Source organism: Bradyrhizobium sp. B097 (genome assembly GCF_038957035.1).
Classification (GTDB): domain Bacteria; phylum Pseudomonadota; class Alphaproteobacteria; order Rhizobiales; family Xanthobacteraceae; genus Bradyrhizobium.
Genome location: NZ_CP152412.1, coordinates 7610278 through 7623929 on the forward strand (window position 1 = coordinate 7610278; position 13652 = coordinate 7623929).

Consider the following 13652-nt stretch of genomic DNA (forward strand, 5'->3'; position numbering starts at 1 on the left):
GCAACAGGTCGATTTGAATCAGGTCTCTTCGAATGGCGGTCGGAAGCTGGAGGTCATCGTCGCAGGCGACGAGGGCTCGGCCCGGCTTGACCGCGTGCTCGCACAGCGCACTGCGGAGCTGTCGCGGTCCCGGCTGAAGGCGCTGATCCTTGCCGGTTCCGTGGCCGTCAGGGACGCCGTCGTGCGCGACCCCGCTTATCATGTCGCCAAGGGCGATACGATCATAATCGACGTGCCGGAGGCCGTGCCCGCCGAGCCTCAGGGCGAGGACATCGCGCTCGATATCGTGTTCGAGGACGACGACATCATCGTCATCAACAAGCCGAGGGGCCTTGTCGTTCATCCCGCGGCCGGCCACGCCACGGGAACGCTGGTCAACGCGCTGATCGCGCATTGCGGCTCGAGCCTGTCGGGCATCGGCGGGGTCAAGCGGCCGGGCATCGTGCACCGCCTCGACAAGGACACCACGGGACTGATGGTGATTGCCAAGAACGACCAGGCCCATCAGTCGCTGACCGCGCAATTCGCCGACCACGGCCGCACCGGTCCGATGGAGCGCGGCTACATGGCATTCGCCTGGGGCGTGCCGAACCGGCCCCACGGCACCATCGACGCGCCGATCGACCGCCATCCGCATGCCCGCGAGAAAATGGCGGTGCGCCAGAGCGGCCGCGAGGCGATCACCCATTTCGAGGTGCGAGAGAGCTTTGCCGGCCGCGACGGCAAGCCGGTCGCCTCGCTCTTGGCCTGCCGGCTCGAGACCGGCCGAACCCACCAGATCCGGGTGCACCTTGCGCATCTCGGCCATCCCCTGATGGGCGACAACGTTTACGGCGCCCACTTCAAGACCAAGGCCGGGCAGCTTAGCATGGAAGGTAAGGACGCACTCACCGCGCTCGACCGCCAGGCCCTGCACGCCTATCTGCTGGCTTTGGAACACCCCCGGACCGGGGAACTTTTGCACTGGGTGTCGGCTTTGCCGGAGGATTTGCTTCTCCTGCAGCGGGCGCTGGCAGCGGCGGTATGACGCACCCCCTTCTGAAAAGCCTTGCCATGACAACAGGTTATAGCTGCCACACGGGGACGTGACGTCAGCAATCCTTCCCTATCACGGACAGTTTGGTGTATGTTGCACCTGCGTTGAATATCCAACGCGGAACATCGCAGCATGGCCGGCTTTAACCCAGCGGCCACCTGCCGGGCCCGCCGCTATCGGGGGCCTGAACCACTGGAGGGCGCAAGTAATGGCCCGTACAGCTACGTTGCCGGTCCTCAATGGAGAATCCGGCCTTTCACGTTACCTCGCCGAGATCCGCAAGTTCCCCATGCTGGAGCCCCAGCAGGAGTACATGCTCGCCAAGCGTTGGCGCGAGCATGACGATCGCGACGCGGCGCATAAGCTTGTCACCAGCCATCTCAGGCTCGTGGCCAAGATCGCCATGGGCTATCGCGGCTACGGCTTGCCGATCTCCGAGGTCGTCTCGGAAGGCAATGTCGGCCTGATGCAGGCGGTGAAGCGATTCGAGCCCGAGAAGGGCTTCCGTCTCGCTACCTACGCCATGTGGTGGATCAAGGCGTCAATACAAGAGTACATCCTGCGTTCCTGGTCGCTCGTGAAGATGGGCACCACCGCGAACCAGAAGAAGCTGTTCTTCAACCTGCGCAAGGCGAAGAGCAAGATCTCTGCTCTGGAAGAGGGTGATCTCCACCCCGACCAGGTCAAGCTGATTGCCAAGCGCCTCGGCGTGACCGATCAGGACGTGGTCGACATGAATCGCCGCCTCGGCGGTGACGCGTCGCTCAACGCCCCGATCCGCGACGACGGCGAAGCCGGCGAATGGCAGGACTGGCTGGTCGACAACTCGCCCAACGCCGAAGCCTTGATGGCCGAGAGCGAAGAGTTCGATCATCGCCGCCAGGCCCTGAACGGTGCGATCGGCGTGCTCAACCCGCGCGAACGCCGCATCTTCGAGGCGCGGCGTCTGGCCGATGAGCCGATGACGCTGGAAGACCTCGCCGCCGAGTTCGGCGTGTCGCGCGAGCGCGTGCGGCAGATCGAGGTCCGCGCGTTCGAGAAGGTGCAGTCGGCCGTCAAGGGCACGATCGCCCGGCAGGAAGCAGCACTCGAGGCCGCGCACTAATCGCGCGGCGGCAAGCCAACAGACACGAAAGCCGGCGGCAACGCCGGCTTTTTTGTTGCCATTGATGGCGCGCGATCTGACTTGGGCGCGCCCGCGAATCGCTCTCAAACGAACAGACTTGTCGCAAGTGTCGCCGCCGAGGTCAGCCTTCCTGCTCGCCGCGGTTCTCGATCTTGCGTAGCGCTCACTTGGTCGGATGGAGTTCCCGCGTTCGGGCTTCCAGTTCAGATTGATCGTGCCGCGTGTGACGTAGCGGCGGTTCTGCGTGTTGCTGCTGGTTTTGTTCGATGACGCTCAGGACGCCGCCGTTGACAGACTCGATGGAGGACGGGTCGTGGGCTTGTTCGGCCCGATTTTCAAAGGGATCGGATGAGTTCGACATGCAGGCGGGGCGAGAGATGCGGAGATCGTCGTTGATGACGACCATCGCAGGCTAACCGGCTGTTGCAGCACGGCAACGCCGTGAGGGATTTTGCCAATCCTCCTTCAAACGGAGGAAGCGAGACGCGCCGCGTCTCTGGGATACGAAGTGGGATGAGGTGGATCAGATAGGAAATCCGCGACCTGCTCGACTGAAGCGCAGCTTCTTGAAAAGGAAAAATCATGACCAGAAAGTACGTTTTGGTTTTCGCTCTGGTGTCATTGTTTGCCCTTCAGATTGATGCGGCCAGTGCATGCAAGGTAATCGGCCGATCGAGGAGCGGTGAGCCACTTTGCATGACGGTCAATGATGGTGCGGGACGTCCATACAAAGACGCTCGACCTGTTGTCTCCCGTGCAGAACAAGCGCGGCGCGACGCTGAAATGAGGAGAGGCGGAACAGTGATGGGAGGCATTCTCGTGTCGCCTTATGTTCCTGGCAGCAGGGCGGATAAGGCGTGGCAGGCGGAGCGCAAGCGACGGGGATTCTGACGGTTCGTCGACGGACGCGGTTGCGCTGCACGCCGTTTTGGGGCGAGGCCGACCACCGCATCACCAATGCTGAAATAAATCTCCGCAGCTCCTCCAGATGGAGGAAGCGGGTTGTGCCGCAGTTATGGAAACGTTGCAGGCGTTGCTTTTCAAATTCCACATTGGAGTAGCCTATATGCGCGCCTTCAACATCAAGTCTGCTCTCATTGCGGCGATGTTCGCCGCCGGGACGCTGACCACGACATCGATCGCTATTTCGACGCCAGCTCAGGCTTGGGGCGATGGTCACTGGGGTGAGGGCCAGGGCAATCGGGGCAGTGGTTGGGGCGGTGGTGGCGAGAGCAGTGGCCGAGGCAGCCAGGGCAGTCGCTGGGGTAAGCGCCCAAATAGTGGTTGGGGCGGCGGTTATGGCGGGGGCAGTAGTGAGAACGGTGGCTGGGGCAACCGGGGCGGTGGCGGCTGGGGTAAGCGCCCAAATGGTGATTGGGGCGGCGGTTATGGTGGGGCAGTGGTGAGAGTGGTGGCTGGGGCAGCCGGGACAGCGGCTGGGGTAAGCACCAAAACAGCGGTTGGGGCGGCGGTTATGGCCGCGGCAGTGGTGAGAACGGTGGCTGGGGCAACCGGGGCAGCGGCTGGGGTCAGAGCCGGAACGGTGGTTACGGCGGCGGTCATGGCGGGGGCAGCGGCTCTGAGTATTGAGTGGACTGCAGGCCTTCGTTCTCAAGAACCGTGCATTGCATCTGGTGGCGATCCGCAAGCCTGAAATGGCTCGCGCGATCTGGGAATATCCGGAATTTGGCGCGCATTTCCTGCCAAAGATGATCGCAAGATGGATCTGTCGTCGCGACGCGCGCAGAGCGTCGCGACAGCGTTGACACAGGACTACGCGTTCGCGGCGGGCCGCCTGACCGCGTCGGGAGCCGGCCCGACTATGCGAGGTGCTCCGAACGACACCGAAGAGGGGCGAGCCAAAAATCGCCGCGTCGAACTGGTCGCCAAATGATGGATATGATGTCGGCGGCAATGCACGGCAATCCGCGATCGTCGCATGGACCAACCGAACGCCCGGCCGCCGTGACAGGGCGCCCATAAACGGCGGCACGAGAACCGCGACCGTCACTCCGCGATCGCGATCATGGTCGTTGAGGGGGATTTCGGAAGCGCCACACTGGAGTTCTGGGCGAACGCGCTTCGCGGCGGGCAAGCTGCTCAGCGCCCATTACGGCCTGACGATCGCCGACGTTTGCATCGCGACGCGGATCAGATCAGCCTGCCGCGCCACGCCGGTCTTGGCGAAGACGTTGTCGAGATGGGTGCGCGCGGTGGTTCTTGCGACTCCAAGCGCGCCGGCCACTTGTTGCAGTGTCTGGCCGGCGAGCAGCCCGGCCAGGATACGTGTTTCCATGGGGGTGAGGCCGAAGGCGACCGACATCGCCTCCGCTCCGTTGGCATCGTTGGACACCGCTCCGACAAAGACAGCCGCTGCTGCGTTCGGTTGGACCCGTGCACGAGCTTCGCTCTGTTTGAGCGGCAAGACATGCGCGAGCATCGGCGGCTCTCCGGGATTCGTGAGCCTGACCCCAAGCCCGGTCTTGCCGAGCGCCGCCTCTTCCCGGTCGACGAGCGCGATGGCCGAATGGAGCTCCTGCGTGGCGGACGGCAGGTTCGTCCGCAGCATCCCGCCGGTGCTGCGGATCGGGCCGTCACCTCGCATCATCGTTTCCGCGGCGCGGTTGGCGTGCAATATCCCGCCTTCCGCATCGGTCATGATGACGCCAACGCTCAGGGCGTCCAACGCTTGGTTGGTGCGCTCGGTCTCGACCATCTTCAACTCGATCAGGTCGCCGATCGCAGCCGCTCGCCTAAGGCGCGGCACCAATACGCGCGCAAGCGCAATCTCGCGCTCCGTGAAGACGCCGACATCCTTGTGTCGGCCGAGCCTGAGCAGCGCGTGGCGGGTTGGTGAATCCATCAGCACCAGCGACATGGAATCGACACGGCCCTGCGGCTCGGCCCATTCCCTTTCCATGCGCGATTGCTCTCGGACTTCGACAGGCACATGACGCGAAATCACCTGCGGCTCGTCGAGCGGCAAGTTACGTACGGTCGCCAGCCGCTGCCAGGACGCGACCTCGGCCGCATGGAATGGGAGGCGCTCCAGCCAAAAGGGGGCGATGCCGACGCTCTTTGTAAGTATGGTGTCGCCGCTGGCCAGATCGGTCATGCCCAGAATAACGTCCTGGCAGCGAAACATCTCCTTGAGCTCGACCAGCGTCGCATCCCAGAGGCCGGGGTCGAGCGCGCAATCGTAGATCGCGCCAATCAGCGCCGAGACCGCCTCGATGGATGGCAGGTCGTGGGCTTTTTCAGCCCAGTTCTCAAAGGGATCAGATGACTTCTGCATGGTGGCGGGACAGGATCGTCTGGATTTTTTCCCAGACGCTTCCAGGCTTCGGAACGTCGAGGCCGAAGATCGTTTCGAACGTGTCGGCAAGATGATCCGCGCTCGTGATGCACTGTTCGCTGACGCTGTCCGCCGTCACACTTCGCAGACAATCGTTGTGCAGGGCGATGTAGCCGTCCGTGGTGTGGCGCAGGACCGCCAGCGCGTTGGTGAACGGCGAGCCGGGATCCTGCGTCAGCCAGCCAAGCGTAGCGGCTATGGCGGCCTCGTCGCTGTGATCAGGCCGGAAATCGAAACTGTGCGCCATGCCGCGCGGATGGTTCCTGAAACGCAGCCAGCCATCGTCTGTCGGCACGATCGAAAACTCGAAACCACGTTGGCTGATCGGTCCGACTGCAAGAGGTACAGGTTCCACGATGGCGTCGGACACACCGACGTCGGCAAGGTACGCGCGGTCGAGATCGACACGCAGGGTCAGATGGTTGCCCATGACGATGTCGCCCAGCGTTTCACGATTGACGCCGCCGCACAGGCGGGTCACGTGGAAGCCGAGCGCGGCGAGTGCCGCGCCGAACAGGCCGTTCATCTCGTAGCACCAGCCGCCACGCTTGCCCTCCACCATTTTTGCGAAGGCGGCGGCCGGAGCGATCGAGGACGGCCATCCCATGAAAGCATCCAGCGCCTCCCAGGTGAAAGCCATGATATGGGCGCGGTGCAGCTTCGACAGGCTGGCGACGTCGAGAGAAACCGGCCGACCGACCCCGATCCTGGCGAGATAGGCGTCCAGTTGGCCGGACGTCAGGGTCATTCCACTTTCGCTGGAAGAGACGTGCGTCATCCTTCGGTCTCCTTTCGATGAACCGTTCTCGAGGTTTTCGATGCCGTGTTTCGGGGCCTGCCGCGATCAGCGGGTGCCAGTCACGCGGCGGATCGAGCTCTGTGGGAAGACCTCCGTGCGAAGTCCTCGATTTCTGCGACGAGCCGCGCCGGCCCCGGACCTTCCTCGGCAATGGCACGCCCAAGCGCCACGGCCCGCTCGGCGAAGCCCGGTTCTGAAAGGACGCGCCGCACGGCCCCGCCGATCATTTGCGGGGGCGCTGAAGAATCGAGGCGCAGGCCCGCACCGTGATAGTCCACGCGCGCGGCGTTGTCGTTCTGATCGCGCCCCATCGGCAGAACGACGAGGGGGACGCCGTGGCTCAGCGATCGTATGACCGTACCGTGCCCGCCGTGGGTGACGACGACGCAGGCTTTGGTCAGGATGTCGTCATGCGCTGCATTGGGAAGAATTGTGACATTCGCCGGCGATTGCAGGCGAAGCCCCTCAAGCGCTTTGCCGAGGGTGACGACCACCTCGACCGGCTCCCCTGCCAAGCCGGATATCACTCGCTGGAGCACATCGGCCTGCCCTTGATTGGTGGTGCTGAACGATACGAGCACGAGTGGCCGTATCTCGCGCGCAGATCGGCTCGTCCAGCGTTCGCGGGCCCAGCTCGGCATCTCCAGCAGCGGCCCCACGTAGCGCACACGGTCTGGCAGGCGCTCGGTGGGAAAGTCGAAGCTGCTGCTGGTGGCCAAGAGATGGCGGCCGGCGCTCAAGGGCTGTTCGTGGACATGGGCCAGCGGCGCAAGGCCGAAATGAGCACGGGCGGCGTTGAGGCGAGGCAGGAAACCGTCCCATAATTGCTCGGCCGTTGCCGAAACCTCGGCGTCGCGCGCTCTGTCGGCCGCCGACCGGGCGGGCTGAAAGCCCGGACCGAACGGCGGATGTCCGGGGAGCGGCCAGAGCGAGATGTTGCTTGCGAGCAGGGCTGTCGGAACCTTCGCAACTTCGCCGGCAAGCATGCTGCCAAACAGCATATCCGTGCCGAGAAGGATATCGGACGGCTCCGTTGCCAGTGCTTCGAGTATATCCTCGGCGTGGGATTGCGCTGGTCCGACGAAGACCCGTTCGCACCCTCTTTGGAAGCCGGCCACGGGATCGGTGGTTTCCCAATCACGCACGTAGCAGCTCTCAGGTGAGCGATCAGCACGGTTCGGGGCGCGCTTCCATGGCAGGAATCGAGCCCCCGCTTCGATCGCCTCCACGCGCATCGTGTCGTCGGCGATCAGGCGCACGTCGTGGCCCCGGCCGGCGAGGGCTCGGACGGCCGCGAGCGTCGGCGGCACGTTGCCGCCGCCTTCCCAGCAGACCGCCAGGATGCGCAGACGCGGCGCCGCATCCGTCGTCTTGATCATCGCCTTGGCCCTTTCTCGATAGAGACCGGATCAGTCGTCGTATCCTCACGCAGCAGGCGCTCGATCGCCTGCGTCATGAGCCGGTGTGTCTCCGCCGCCGAATGTCCTTGCGCCCTGCGCAGCAGATGCCAGATCCAGACATCGGTCTGCACCAGCAACTGCGCGAGCCGATCGCCGCGGGCCTGGCCGTCGAGCTTGTCGAGCCAGGCCTTGAACATGTCCTTGATCCACCCGCGATGACCTTTGCGTCCGCGGTCGAGGACAGCGGCGAACTCTGGAATGCGCGCTTCCTGCCCGAGCGTTCGCACGATGATGTCGCCGGTGCGTTCGTAATCGTCGATCAGGAGCGTGACGATCTCCGCCACGCTTTGCGCCGGCGTGCTCCAGCGTTGGGACTGGATCGAGACATCCATCTGGGCCGCCATGGCGCTGAGCACGCCGGTCTTGCTGCCGAACCGCCGTATCACGGTTTGGCGGGTGGTGCCGGCCGCGGCGGCGATGTCGTCGAGCGTGATCTCGTCGAACCAGCGCTCTGCGAGGAGCGCGTTCAAGGCGCCGACGATCTGCTGCTCGGTGTCCTGAACCGCATTGGCGCGCGCCGACTGGCGATAGGCTCGCGGAGACATCGTGTCGCCCCCAATTTCATGTTACTTAATGTAACTCTAAATTAAGGGCATGTCAAACGGGAGCTGGCGACGTGCGGCAAGCAAACGGACACGAGAGCCGGCGGTAACGCGGCTCTTTGTTGCCATTGATGGCGCGCTGCTACGCTTGTCGCAGGACACTTGCTGGTGTATGTGCTGCCCCCCGCGCAATATCGCGCCTTTTCTGTTCAGCGCTCACAAGGGAGGCGGCATGAAATCCAGATCGATACGTTCCGACCGCCGCCCATCTGTGATCGGCTAGCGATCACGCGCTGAACGCCGCTTCGCGGCCGTTCATCCATTCATCCAATCTGGCTACGAGGGGCGTGACGCAACACGGCGTCGCGCCGTGTCGTCATGTATTTGCGGTTCGTTACACCGCTCATCCACCCGCACAGCCGCGTGGAGAGCGGCTTCTTCCGTGCGTCCTGGTACATCCACCGGAACGGCTGTCCGGATTGGATCCGGCAGGAGCTGTCGGAGCAGTTCAACTGGTTCGGGCAGCATCTGCCGATTCCGGGCCGCATCGCGCGGCACTTCAAGCGGCGCGACTCGATCTGGGGGATTTGCTGGTTCGACCCCGACGCGCATGGCTGCTCGAAGAGGGCGGGCTGCCGGTGCGCACGATCACGACCTCGCGTCAGCGCGAGGTGATCTGGCGCGATGCGCACCAGATCGTCACCAAGCCGTCGGCCGATCTTCCCAAGGCCTTCGCTTGAACAAGGCGTTTGCCTAGACAAAGACCTTCCCCTCAACAGGGGAAGGTCCCGGCCGCGGAAGCCAAATCCCCTCCTCGCGGCCTCATTGCAGTGAGCACGAGCGCCCCGACGGTGGTCAGCTTCGCTCAGACGACAGCAACTGCACGTTCGTTGCCGAGGGCCGGTTTGACAGCGACGCGGGGTCCTGCGTTGAGACGGCGGCGTCGGGCGGCGCTCCCTGGGATGGTCGATGGGCAGCTTGTGCCGGAAGCACGATCACCTTCGCTCCGACTTTCACCCGATCGTAGAGGTCCACGACGTCCTCATTGGTCAGCCGGATACAGCCGGACGAAACCCGCTTCCCGATCGTGTCGGGCTTGTTGGTGCCGTGAATTCGATATTCGGTCTCGCCCAGATACATCGCCCGGGCGCCGAGCGGATTGCCGGGACCCCCTGCCATGAACCGCGGCAGATAAGGCTGGCGCGAAATCATCTCTGCCGGCGGACGCCAATCCGGCCATTCTGTTTTGCGGGCCACGGTCTGTTCACCGGACCACGTGAAACCTTCGCGGCCGACGCCGATGCCATAGCGCATCGCCTGTCCGTCGTTCAGAACGAGGTAAAGGAATGTGTTTCCGGTATCGATGACGACGGTGCCCGGCGTCTGATGACTGGCGTAGTCGACCACCTGCCGAACAAATTTTCCGGGAGCGTCGGCGGCTTTTGGTATTTCGATCCGGGGCGCCGGGACCGGGATTGGAACCGGAGCTGGCGCTGGTGCCTGCACCGGCGCCGCTACGTGAATAGGCGTCGATGGCGCAGGACTAGATGGCGCCGCGACCTGATGCGCGGCTTGCTTCCGTACCGGTTGAACGCTCGCCGGGCGCCACAGCAAACCGTACCCCAATGCGACAGCCGCCACGGCGCCAATCGCAACTCTTCCCGCCACCGGCAGCGCGAGCGCCTCAGTCTTCTTACGTTTGGCCCGCTTTGCCATGTCTTTCCCCCGATCCCTGGACTTGGAAGGGGTACCCAGCAAATTTTAACAAGCTTCGAAGCGATTTCGTTCAGGCTGGAAATCGCCAAGTGTCGTTAACGCCAGCGCTTGTCATGGAAAGGCTCAGCGAAAGCGGGGAACCCGGTACGCGGCGGCGTCAAGCCGGGCGATGACACCGAGATGACGTACGCAATGACGGTGCGTGGTATCGTGCGAGAACCATCCTCATCGTCGTCCCTGCGAAAGCAGGGACCCATAACCACCGACGTTCATCGTTGCGCGATGCTGGAACGGCGAGTCCCGTTCACGACAGATGTCTCGGCGTATGGGTCCCTGCTTTCGCAGGGACGAAGCCCGGAGAAGCCGCGGCCTTTCGGTTCAAGCACTGGCGTCTCTGGAATACTGGATCGCCCGACCGAAGCCGGGCGATGACAGCTGTTTGCTAGCCCGAGCGTCCTCGTCCACACATGACGCGTACCCGCCCTATTCCCCCCACTCCCGCGCCATCGTCGCGAGCGCGCAGCCTTCGCAGTAGCGGGCGTCCTTGAAGTCGATCCAGTTGTGCGCATAGACGTGGTCGAGCGGAATGCCGTAACGCGCGCGCAGCACCCTTACCAGCACCCGCCATGCGGCGATCTGCGCATCGGTCGGGCCCTTCGTGACATCGGGAAAATTGCCGGCGAACTCGACGCCGATCGAGGTGTCCTTGTTCACCTGGCGATAGGTCTTGCTGTTGTCGACGTACTTGTTGTCGTTGCGGTCGGCACCGTCGGTGTGGGTCGGGACCAGATTGTCGGCGACCGCCCAATAGACCGTGCCGTCGGTCTCAACCCAAACCATCACGCCGCGGCGGGTCGGGTTCCTGTGCTGCTCGGCGGCGCCGTTTCGTGCCGAGCCGGCCGGGCCTTCGGTCTGGTGCACGATGATGTTGCGCCACGGGTGGGATTTGGCGACGTCACCCCAGGGCGACAGCCAGACCATCTTCAGCCCAGGAATCTCCGGCGTGCCCTGCGATCGCGCGATCGCTGCAAGATCGGATTGGGCTGATACGGCGAAGGACAGCACGAGCGCAAGGAGTGCGGTGAGCAGGCGAGGCATCATCACGGAAGATCCAGTGTCGCCCCTCGTTAGCACGTCCCTCGTTAGCACGCTCACGCGCGCTTGCGCAGGGTCTCATCCACGAGAGCAACCATCTCGGGCGGCAGCTTCGGCTCATAGGTCGCATAGCCGTTCTTGCCGCCCTTCTTGGCGTCATAGAGCGCATGGTCGGCGGCGGCGACCAGGCGGTCGGGATGCAAGCCGATCTCGCGGCTCCATTGCGCAACGCCGATCGAGACCGCGATCGGAATGTCGTTGCCGGTGCACTGCTCGGCGTCGGCGCGGCAGACTTCCAGCACGCGGCGGGCAATCATCGCGCCCTCGCGCAGCGTCGAGGACGGCAGCACAATGCAGAACTCGTCGCCGCCGGTGCGGGCCAGCATGTCGCCCGGGCGGAGCCTCGTCTGCGCCATCAGCGTGAAGTGCTGCAGGCAGGCGTCGCCGGCGGCATGGCCATGGGTGTCGTTGATGCCCTTGAAGCCGTCGAGGTCGATCACCAGCAGCGCGAAGGCCTCGCCGTTGCGGTCGGAGCGCGCGCATTCCTCGGTCAGCCGCTGCAACAGATGGCGGCGGTTGCCGACGCCGGTGAGATCGTCGAGCAGCGCGAGGTCGGCGACCTCGTTGCGCAGCCGGTCGATCGCCATCAGCAGGAAGCCGAAATTGAGCGCCATCGACAGGAACACCATCAGCAGGATCACCAGCGACTGGCTCGCACTGAAGCGAACGAAAGTGAACTCGCCGGGCTCGAGCACGGCGCCGACGAGGCGCAGCGCATAGATGCAGATCAGCACGGAGGCGACGATGCCGGCAAGGCGCGCGCCGGGGTTGACGCGGCCGTTCTCGGGCGACAGCAACAGCTTCAGCGTCAACGCAAACGGCATGACCTGGGCGACGGTATAGACCAGGATGCGCATCGGCATGCTGTCATAGGCAAAGATGAAGAAGCCGAGGCCGGCGAAGGCGAATGCGGTGGACAGCGCGGTGCTGCGCCAGCCGACCGGCTTGCCGTAGAAGCGCTCGATGCCCATCGCGGCAAGGCCGGCGGCGAACACCATCAGCGTCCCTGCCGCAAGCAGCGGCAGCAGCGAGTCCGTCATCATCACGCGGAGCATCGCGCAGGCGGCGCCGGCGGACGCGACGAAGGTGGACGCGGTCCAGAACCGCGCCGCACCGAAAGCTGGATAGCTACGCGCGACATAGGCCCAGATCAGGCCGAGCGCGAGAAAATTGATAACGAATACCGTCCAAAGCGTCGGAACGCTCAACATCGCCCCTGTTCGAGACCCGTATCGGCCTCGCCTCTCCTGAAATGACCGTCCGCCCCTTAAGGCGTTTTCTCCCAATGGCAATCCCCGTTGCCTTGCGGGACAGGATGCGGCCGCGCCGCTTAACGGACTCTCACCCGCCACGCGCCAATCCGCACCGTGGTTTTGAATTGATGAAGATCGGCGCACCGGCCGTTTGCGCGTCGTTAAGCATGACGGATGCGACGCTGCTGCGACGCGTGACACGCGCACACTGGCGAAAAACTGGCGAAAACACGTAACAGCTGTGGATAACACGATGACAGCGCAGTGACAGCACGCGGCAGCAGCCTCCGAATCTGCTGAGTTTGATACTGAGGATGTTGCGAGGCTGGCCCTCCGCCAAGCATGCCTCGGAGTCGCGTTCAATCCATTAAACCCTGAGAGGATACTATGGCTAAGAAAGCGAAGAAGGCGAAGAAGGCGAAGGCGAAAAAGGCCACCAAGAAGAAGGCCGCCAAGAAGTAACCAATTTTCTCGCCCGGGTAGCGGCTCCTGCCCTGCCCGGGCACCCGATCCGGACCATCCAGGCAGGGACGCAAGGCAGCAGGCGCAAGGCCTGCTTTTTTATTGCCTGCCGCAAGGCGCAAGGGAATGCGACGTCAGCGCTCCGCGAAGGCGAGCTTGGCGCCGAGCAGGGCAAAGCCGGCGGCAAAGCTGCGCCGCAGCCAGGCCATCACCTTCGGCCGGGTGATGACGCGGTCGCGCACCGACGCCGCGAACAGCCCATAGACCGCGAACACCGCAAAGGTCATCGCCATGAACACGAAGCTGAGCTCGACCATCCGCGCCAGCGGGTGGGGTTCGTCGACGGCGATGAACTGCGGCAGGAAGGCCAGGAAGAAGATCGACAGCTTTGGATTGAGGATGTTGATCAGGATCGCGGTCACGATCACCCGGCCGCTCGAGCGCGGCTTGATCTCGGTGTCGACGGCGAGCGCGCCGCGCTCGCGCAGCGCCTGCCAGGCCATATAGAGCAGATAGACCACGCCGCCCCATTTCAGCGCCGCGAACGCCATCGCGCTGGTGTGCAGGATGGCGGCAAGGCCGAGCATCGCCGCGATCATCTGCGGCACGATCCCGAGCGTGCAGCCGAACGCCGCCGCCACGCTCGCGCGCGAGCCCCGGGTCAGCGCCACCGCCAGGGTGTAGAGCACGCCGGTGCCGGGCGAGGCGACCACGATCAGGGTGGTCAGCAGGAAGGACCAGGTCATTT

13 protein-coding genes are annotated in these 13652 nt (G+C 64.1%); 4 read left to right on the forward strand and 9 right to left on the reverse strand.

Annotated elements, in window-relative coordinates; translation table 11 throughout:
- The first annotated feature begins 46 nt into the window (after positions 1-46).
- Both AAFG07_RS34910 and rpoH read left to right on the forward strand, forming a co-directional pair.
- On the forward strand, positions 47-1027 hold the full coding sequence (locus AAFG07_RS34910; protein ID WP_342729333.1) for an RluA family pseudouridine synthase: 981 nt from the start codon (positions 47-49) through the stop codon (positions 1025-1027).
- Positions 1028-1244: 217 nt separating this feature from the next.
- Positions 1245-2141, forward strand: coding sequence for an RNA polymerase sigma factor RpoH (rpoH, locus tag AAFG07_RS34915; protein ID WP_021077401.1), 897 nt, complete (start codon positions 1245-1247; stop codon positions 2139-2141).
- Between the two features lie 184 nt (positions 2142-2325).
- On the opposite strand, the gene AAFG07_RS34920 is transcribed toward rpoH, so the two are convergent.
- Complete coding sequence (locus tag AAFG07_RS34920; protein WP_342724218.1) at positions 2326-2568, reverse strand: hypothetical protein; 243 nt, start codon at positions 2566-2568, stop codon at positions 2326-2328.
- Positions 2569-3882: 1314 nt separating this feature from the next.
- Between AAFG07_RS34920 and AAFG07_RS34925 the strand changes: the two genes are divergently transcribed.
- A complete protein-coding gene (locus AAFG07_RS34925) occupies positions 3883-4056 on the forward strand; it encodes an OmpA family protein (protein WP_342724219.1) in 174 nt (57 codons plus the stop codon).
- 216 nt (positions 4057-4272) lie between these two features.
- On the opposite strand, the gene AAFG07_RS34930 is transcribed toward AAFG07_RS34925, so the two are convergent.
- The 4 genes from AAFG07_RS34930 to AAFG07_RS34945 form a co-directional block, all read right to left on the reverse strand.
- A complete protein-coding gene (locus tag AAFG07_RS34930; RefSeq protein ID WP_342724220.1) occupies positions 4273-5457 on the reverse strand; it encodes a helix-turn-helix transcriptional regulator in 1185 nt (394 codons plus the stop codon).
- Entirely contained in the window at positions 5441-6295 is an 855-nt protein-coding gene (locus AAFG07_RS34935) for an arylamine N-acetyltransferase (protein WP_342724221.1), read from the reverse strand. The genes AAFG07_RS34930 and AAFG07_RS34935 overlap by 17 nt, the downstream gene beginning before the upstream one ends.
- Before the next feature lie 80 nt (positions 6296-6375).
- Positions 6376-7695, reverse strand: a complete 1320-nt coding sequence (locus AAFG07_RS34940) for a nucleotide disphospho-sugar-binding domain-containing protein (protein ID WP_342724222.1) — start codon at positions 7693-7695, stop codon at positions 6376-6378.
- Positions 7692-8321 carry a TetR/AcrR family transcriptional regulator gene (locus AAFG07_RS34945; protein ID WP_342724223.1) on the reverse strand — a complete coding sequence of 210 codons (630 nt, stop codon included), beginning with the start codon at positions 8319-8321 and terminating at the stop codon, positions 7692-7694. Before AAFG07_RS34945 ends, AAFG07_RS34940 begins: the two co-directional genes overlap by 4 nt.
- Positions 8322-8905: 584 nt before the next feature.
- On the opposite strand from AAFG07_RS34945, the gene AAFG07_RS34950 reads away from it, so the two are divergent.
- Complete coding sequence (locus AAFG07_RS34950; RefSeq protein ID WP_342724224.1) at positions 8906-9058, forward strand: hypothetical protein; 153 nt, start codon at positions 8906-8908, stop codon at positions 9056-9058.
- A 115-nt stretch (positions 9059-9173) separates the two neighbouring features.
- On the opposite strand, the gene AAFG07_RS34955 is transcribed toward AAFG07_RS34950, so the two are convergent.
- From AAFG07_RS34955 to AAFG07_RS34970, 4 genes are all read right to left on the reverse strand, one after another.
- Positions 9174-10034, reverse strand: coding sequence for a L,D-transpeptidase (locus tag AAFG07_RS34955; RefSeq protein WP_342724225.1), 861 nt, complete (start codon positions 10032-10034; stop codon positions 9174-9176).
- A gap of 483 nt (positions 10035-10517) precedes the next feature.
- Positions 10518-11135 (reverse strand): peptidoglycan recognition family protein, encoded by a 618-nt coding sequence (locus tag AAFG07_RS34960; RefSeq protein ID WP_342724226.1) that lies wholly within the window; start codon positions 11133-11135, stop codon positions 10518-10520.
- Between the two features lie 50 nt (positions 11136-11185).
- On the reverse strand, positions 11186-12400 hold the full coding sequence (locus AAFG07_RS34965) for a GGDEF domain-containing protein (RefSeq protein WP_342724227.1): 1215 nt from the start codon (positions 12398-12400) through the stop codon (positions 11186-11188).
- A gap of 638 nt (positions 12401-13038) precedes the next feature.
- Entirely contained in the window at positions 13039-13650 is a 612-nt protein-coding gene (locus AAFG07_RS34970) for a LysE family translocator (RefSeq protein WP_342724228.1), read from the reverse strand.
- Positions 13651-13652 lie beyond the last annotated feature (2 nt).

Coding starts and splice junctions, on each gene's coding strand:
- AAFG07_RS34960 (WP_342724226.1), bottom strand. CDS start 11,135: ATGATGCCTCGCCTGCTCACCGCACTCCTTGCGCTCGTGCTGTCCTTC.
- AAFG07_RS34925 (WP_342724219.1), top strand. CDS start 3,883: ATGGATCTGTCGTCGCGACGCGCGCAGAGCGTCGCGACAGCGTTGACA.
- AAFG07_RS34930 (WP_342724220.1), bottom strand. CDS start 5,457: ATGCAGAAGTCATCTGATCCCTTTGAGAACTGGGCTGAAAAAGCCCAC.
- AAFG07_RS34920 (WP_342724218.1), bottom strand. CDS start 2,568: ATGGTCGTCATCAACGACGATCTCCGCATCTCTCGCCCCGCCTGCATG.
- AAFG07_RS34965 (WP_342724227.1), bottom strand. CDS start 12,400: ATGTTGAGCGTTCCGACGCTTTGGACGGTATTCGTTATCAATTTTCTC.
- AAFG07_RS34955 (WP_342724225.1), bottom strand. CDS start 10,034: ATGGCAAAGCGGGCCAAACGTAAGAAGACTGAGGCGCTCGCGCTGCCG.
- AAFG07_RS34940 (WP_342724222.1), bottom strand. CDS start 7,695: ATGATCAAGACGACGGATGCGGCGCCGCGTCTGCGCATCCTGGCGGTC.
- AAFG07_RS34945 (WP_342724223.1), bottom strand. CDS start 8,321: ATGTCTCCGCGAGCCTATCGCCAGTCGGCGCGCGCCAATGCGGTTCAG.
- AAFG07_RS34970 (WP_342724228.1), bottom strand. CDS start 13,650: ATGACCTGGTCCTTCCTGCTGACCACCCTGATCGTGGTCGCCTCGCCC.
- AAFG07_RS34935 (WP_342724221.1), bottom strand. CDS start 6,295: ATGACGCACGTCTCTTCCAGCGAAAGTGGAATGACCCTGACGTCCGGC.
- rpoH (WP_021077401.1), top strand. CDS start 1,245: ATGGCCCGTACAGCTACGTTGCCGGTCCTCAATGGAGAATCCGGCCTT.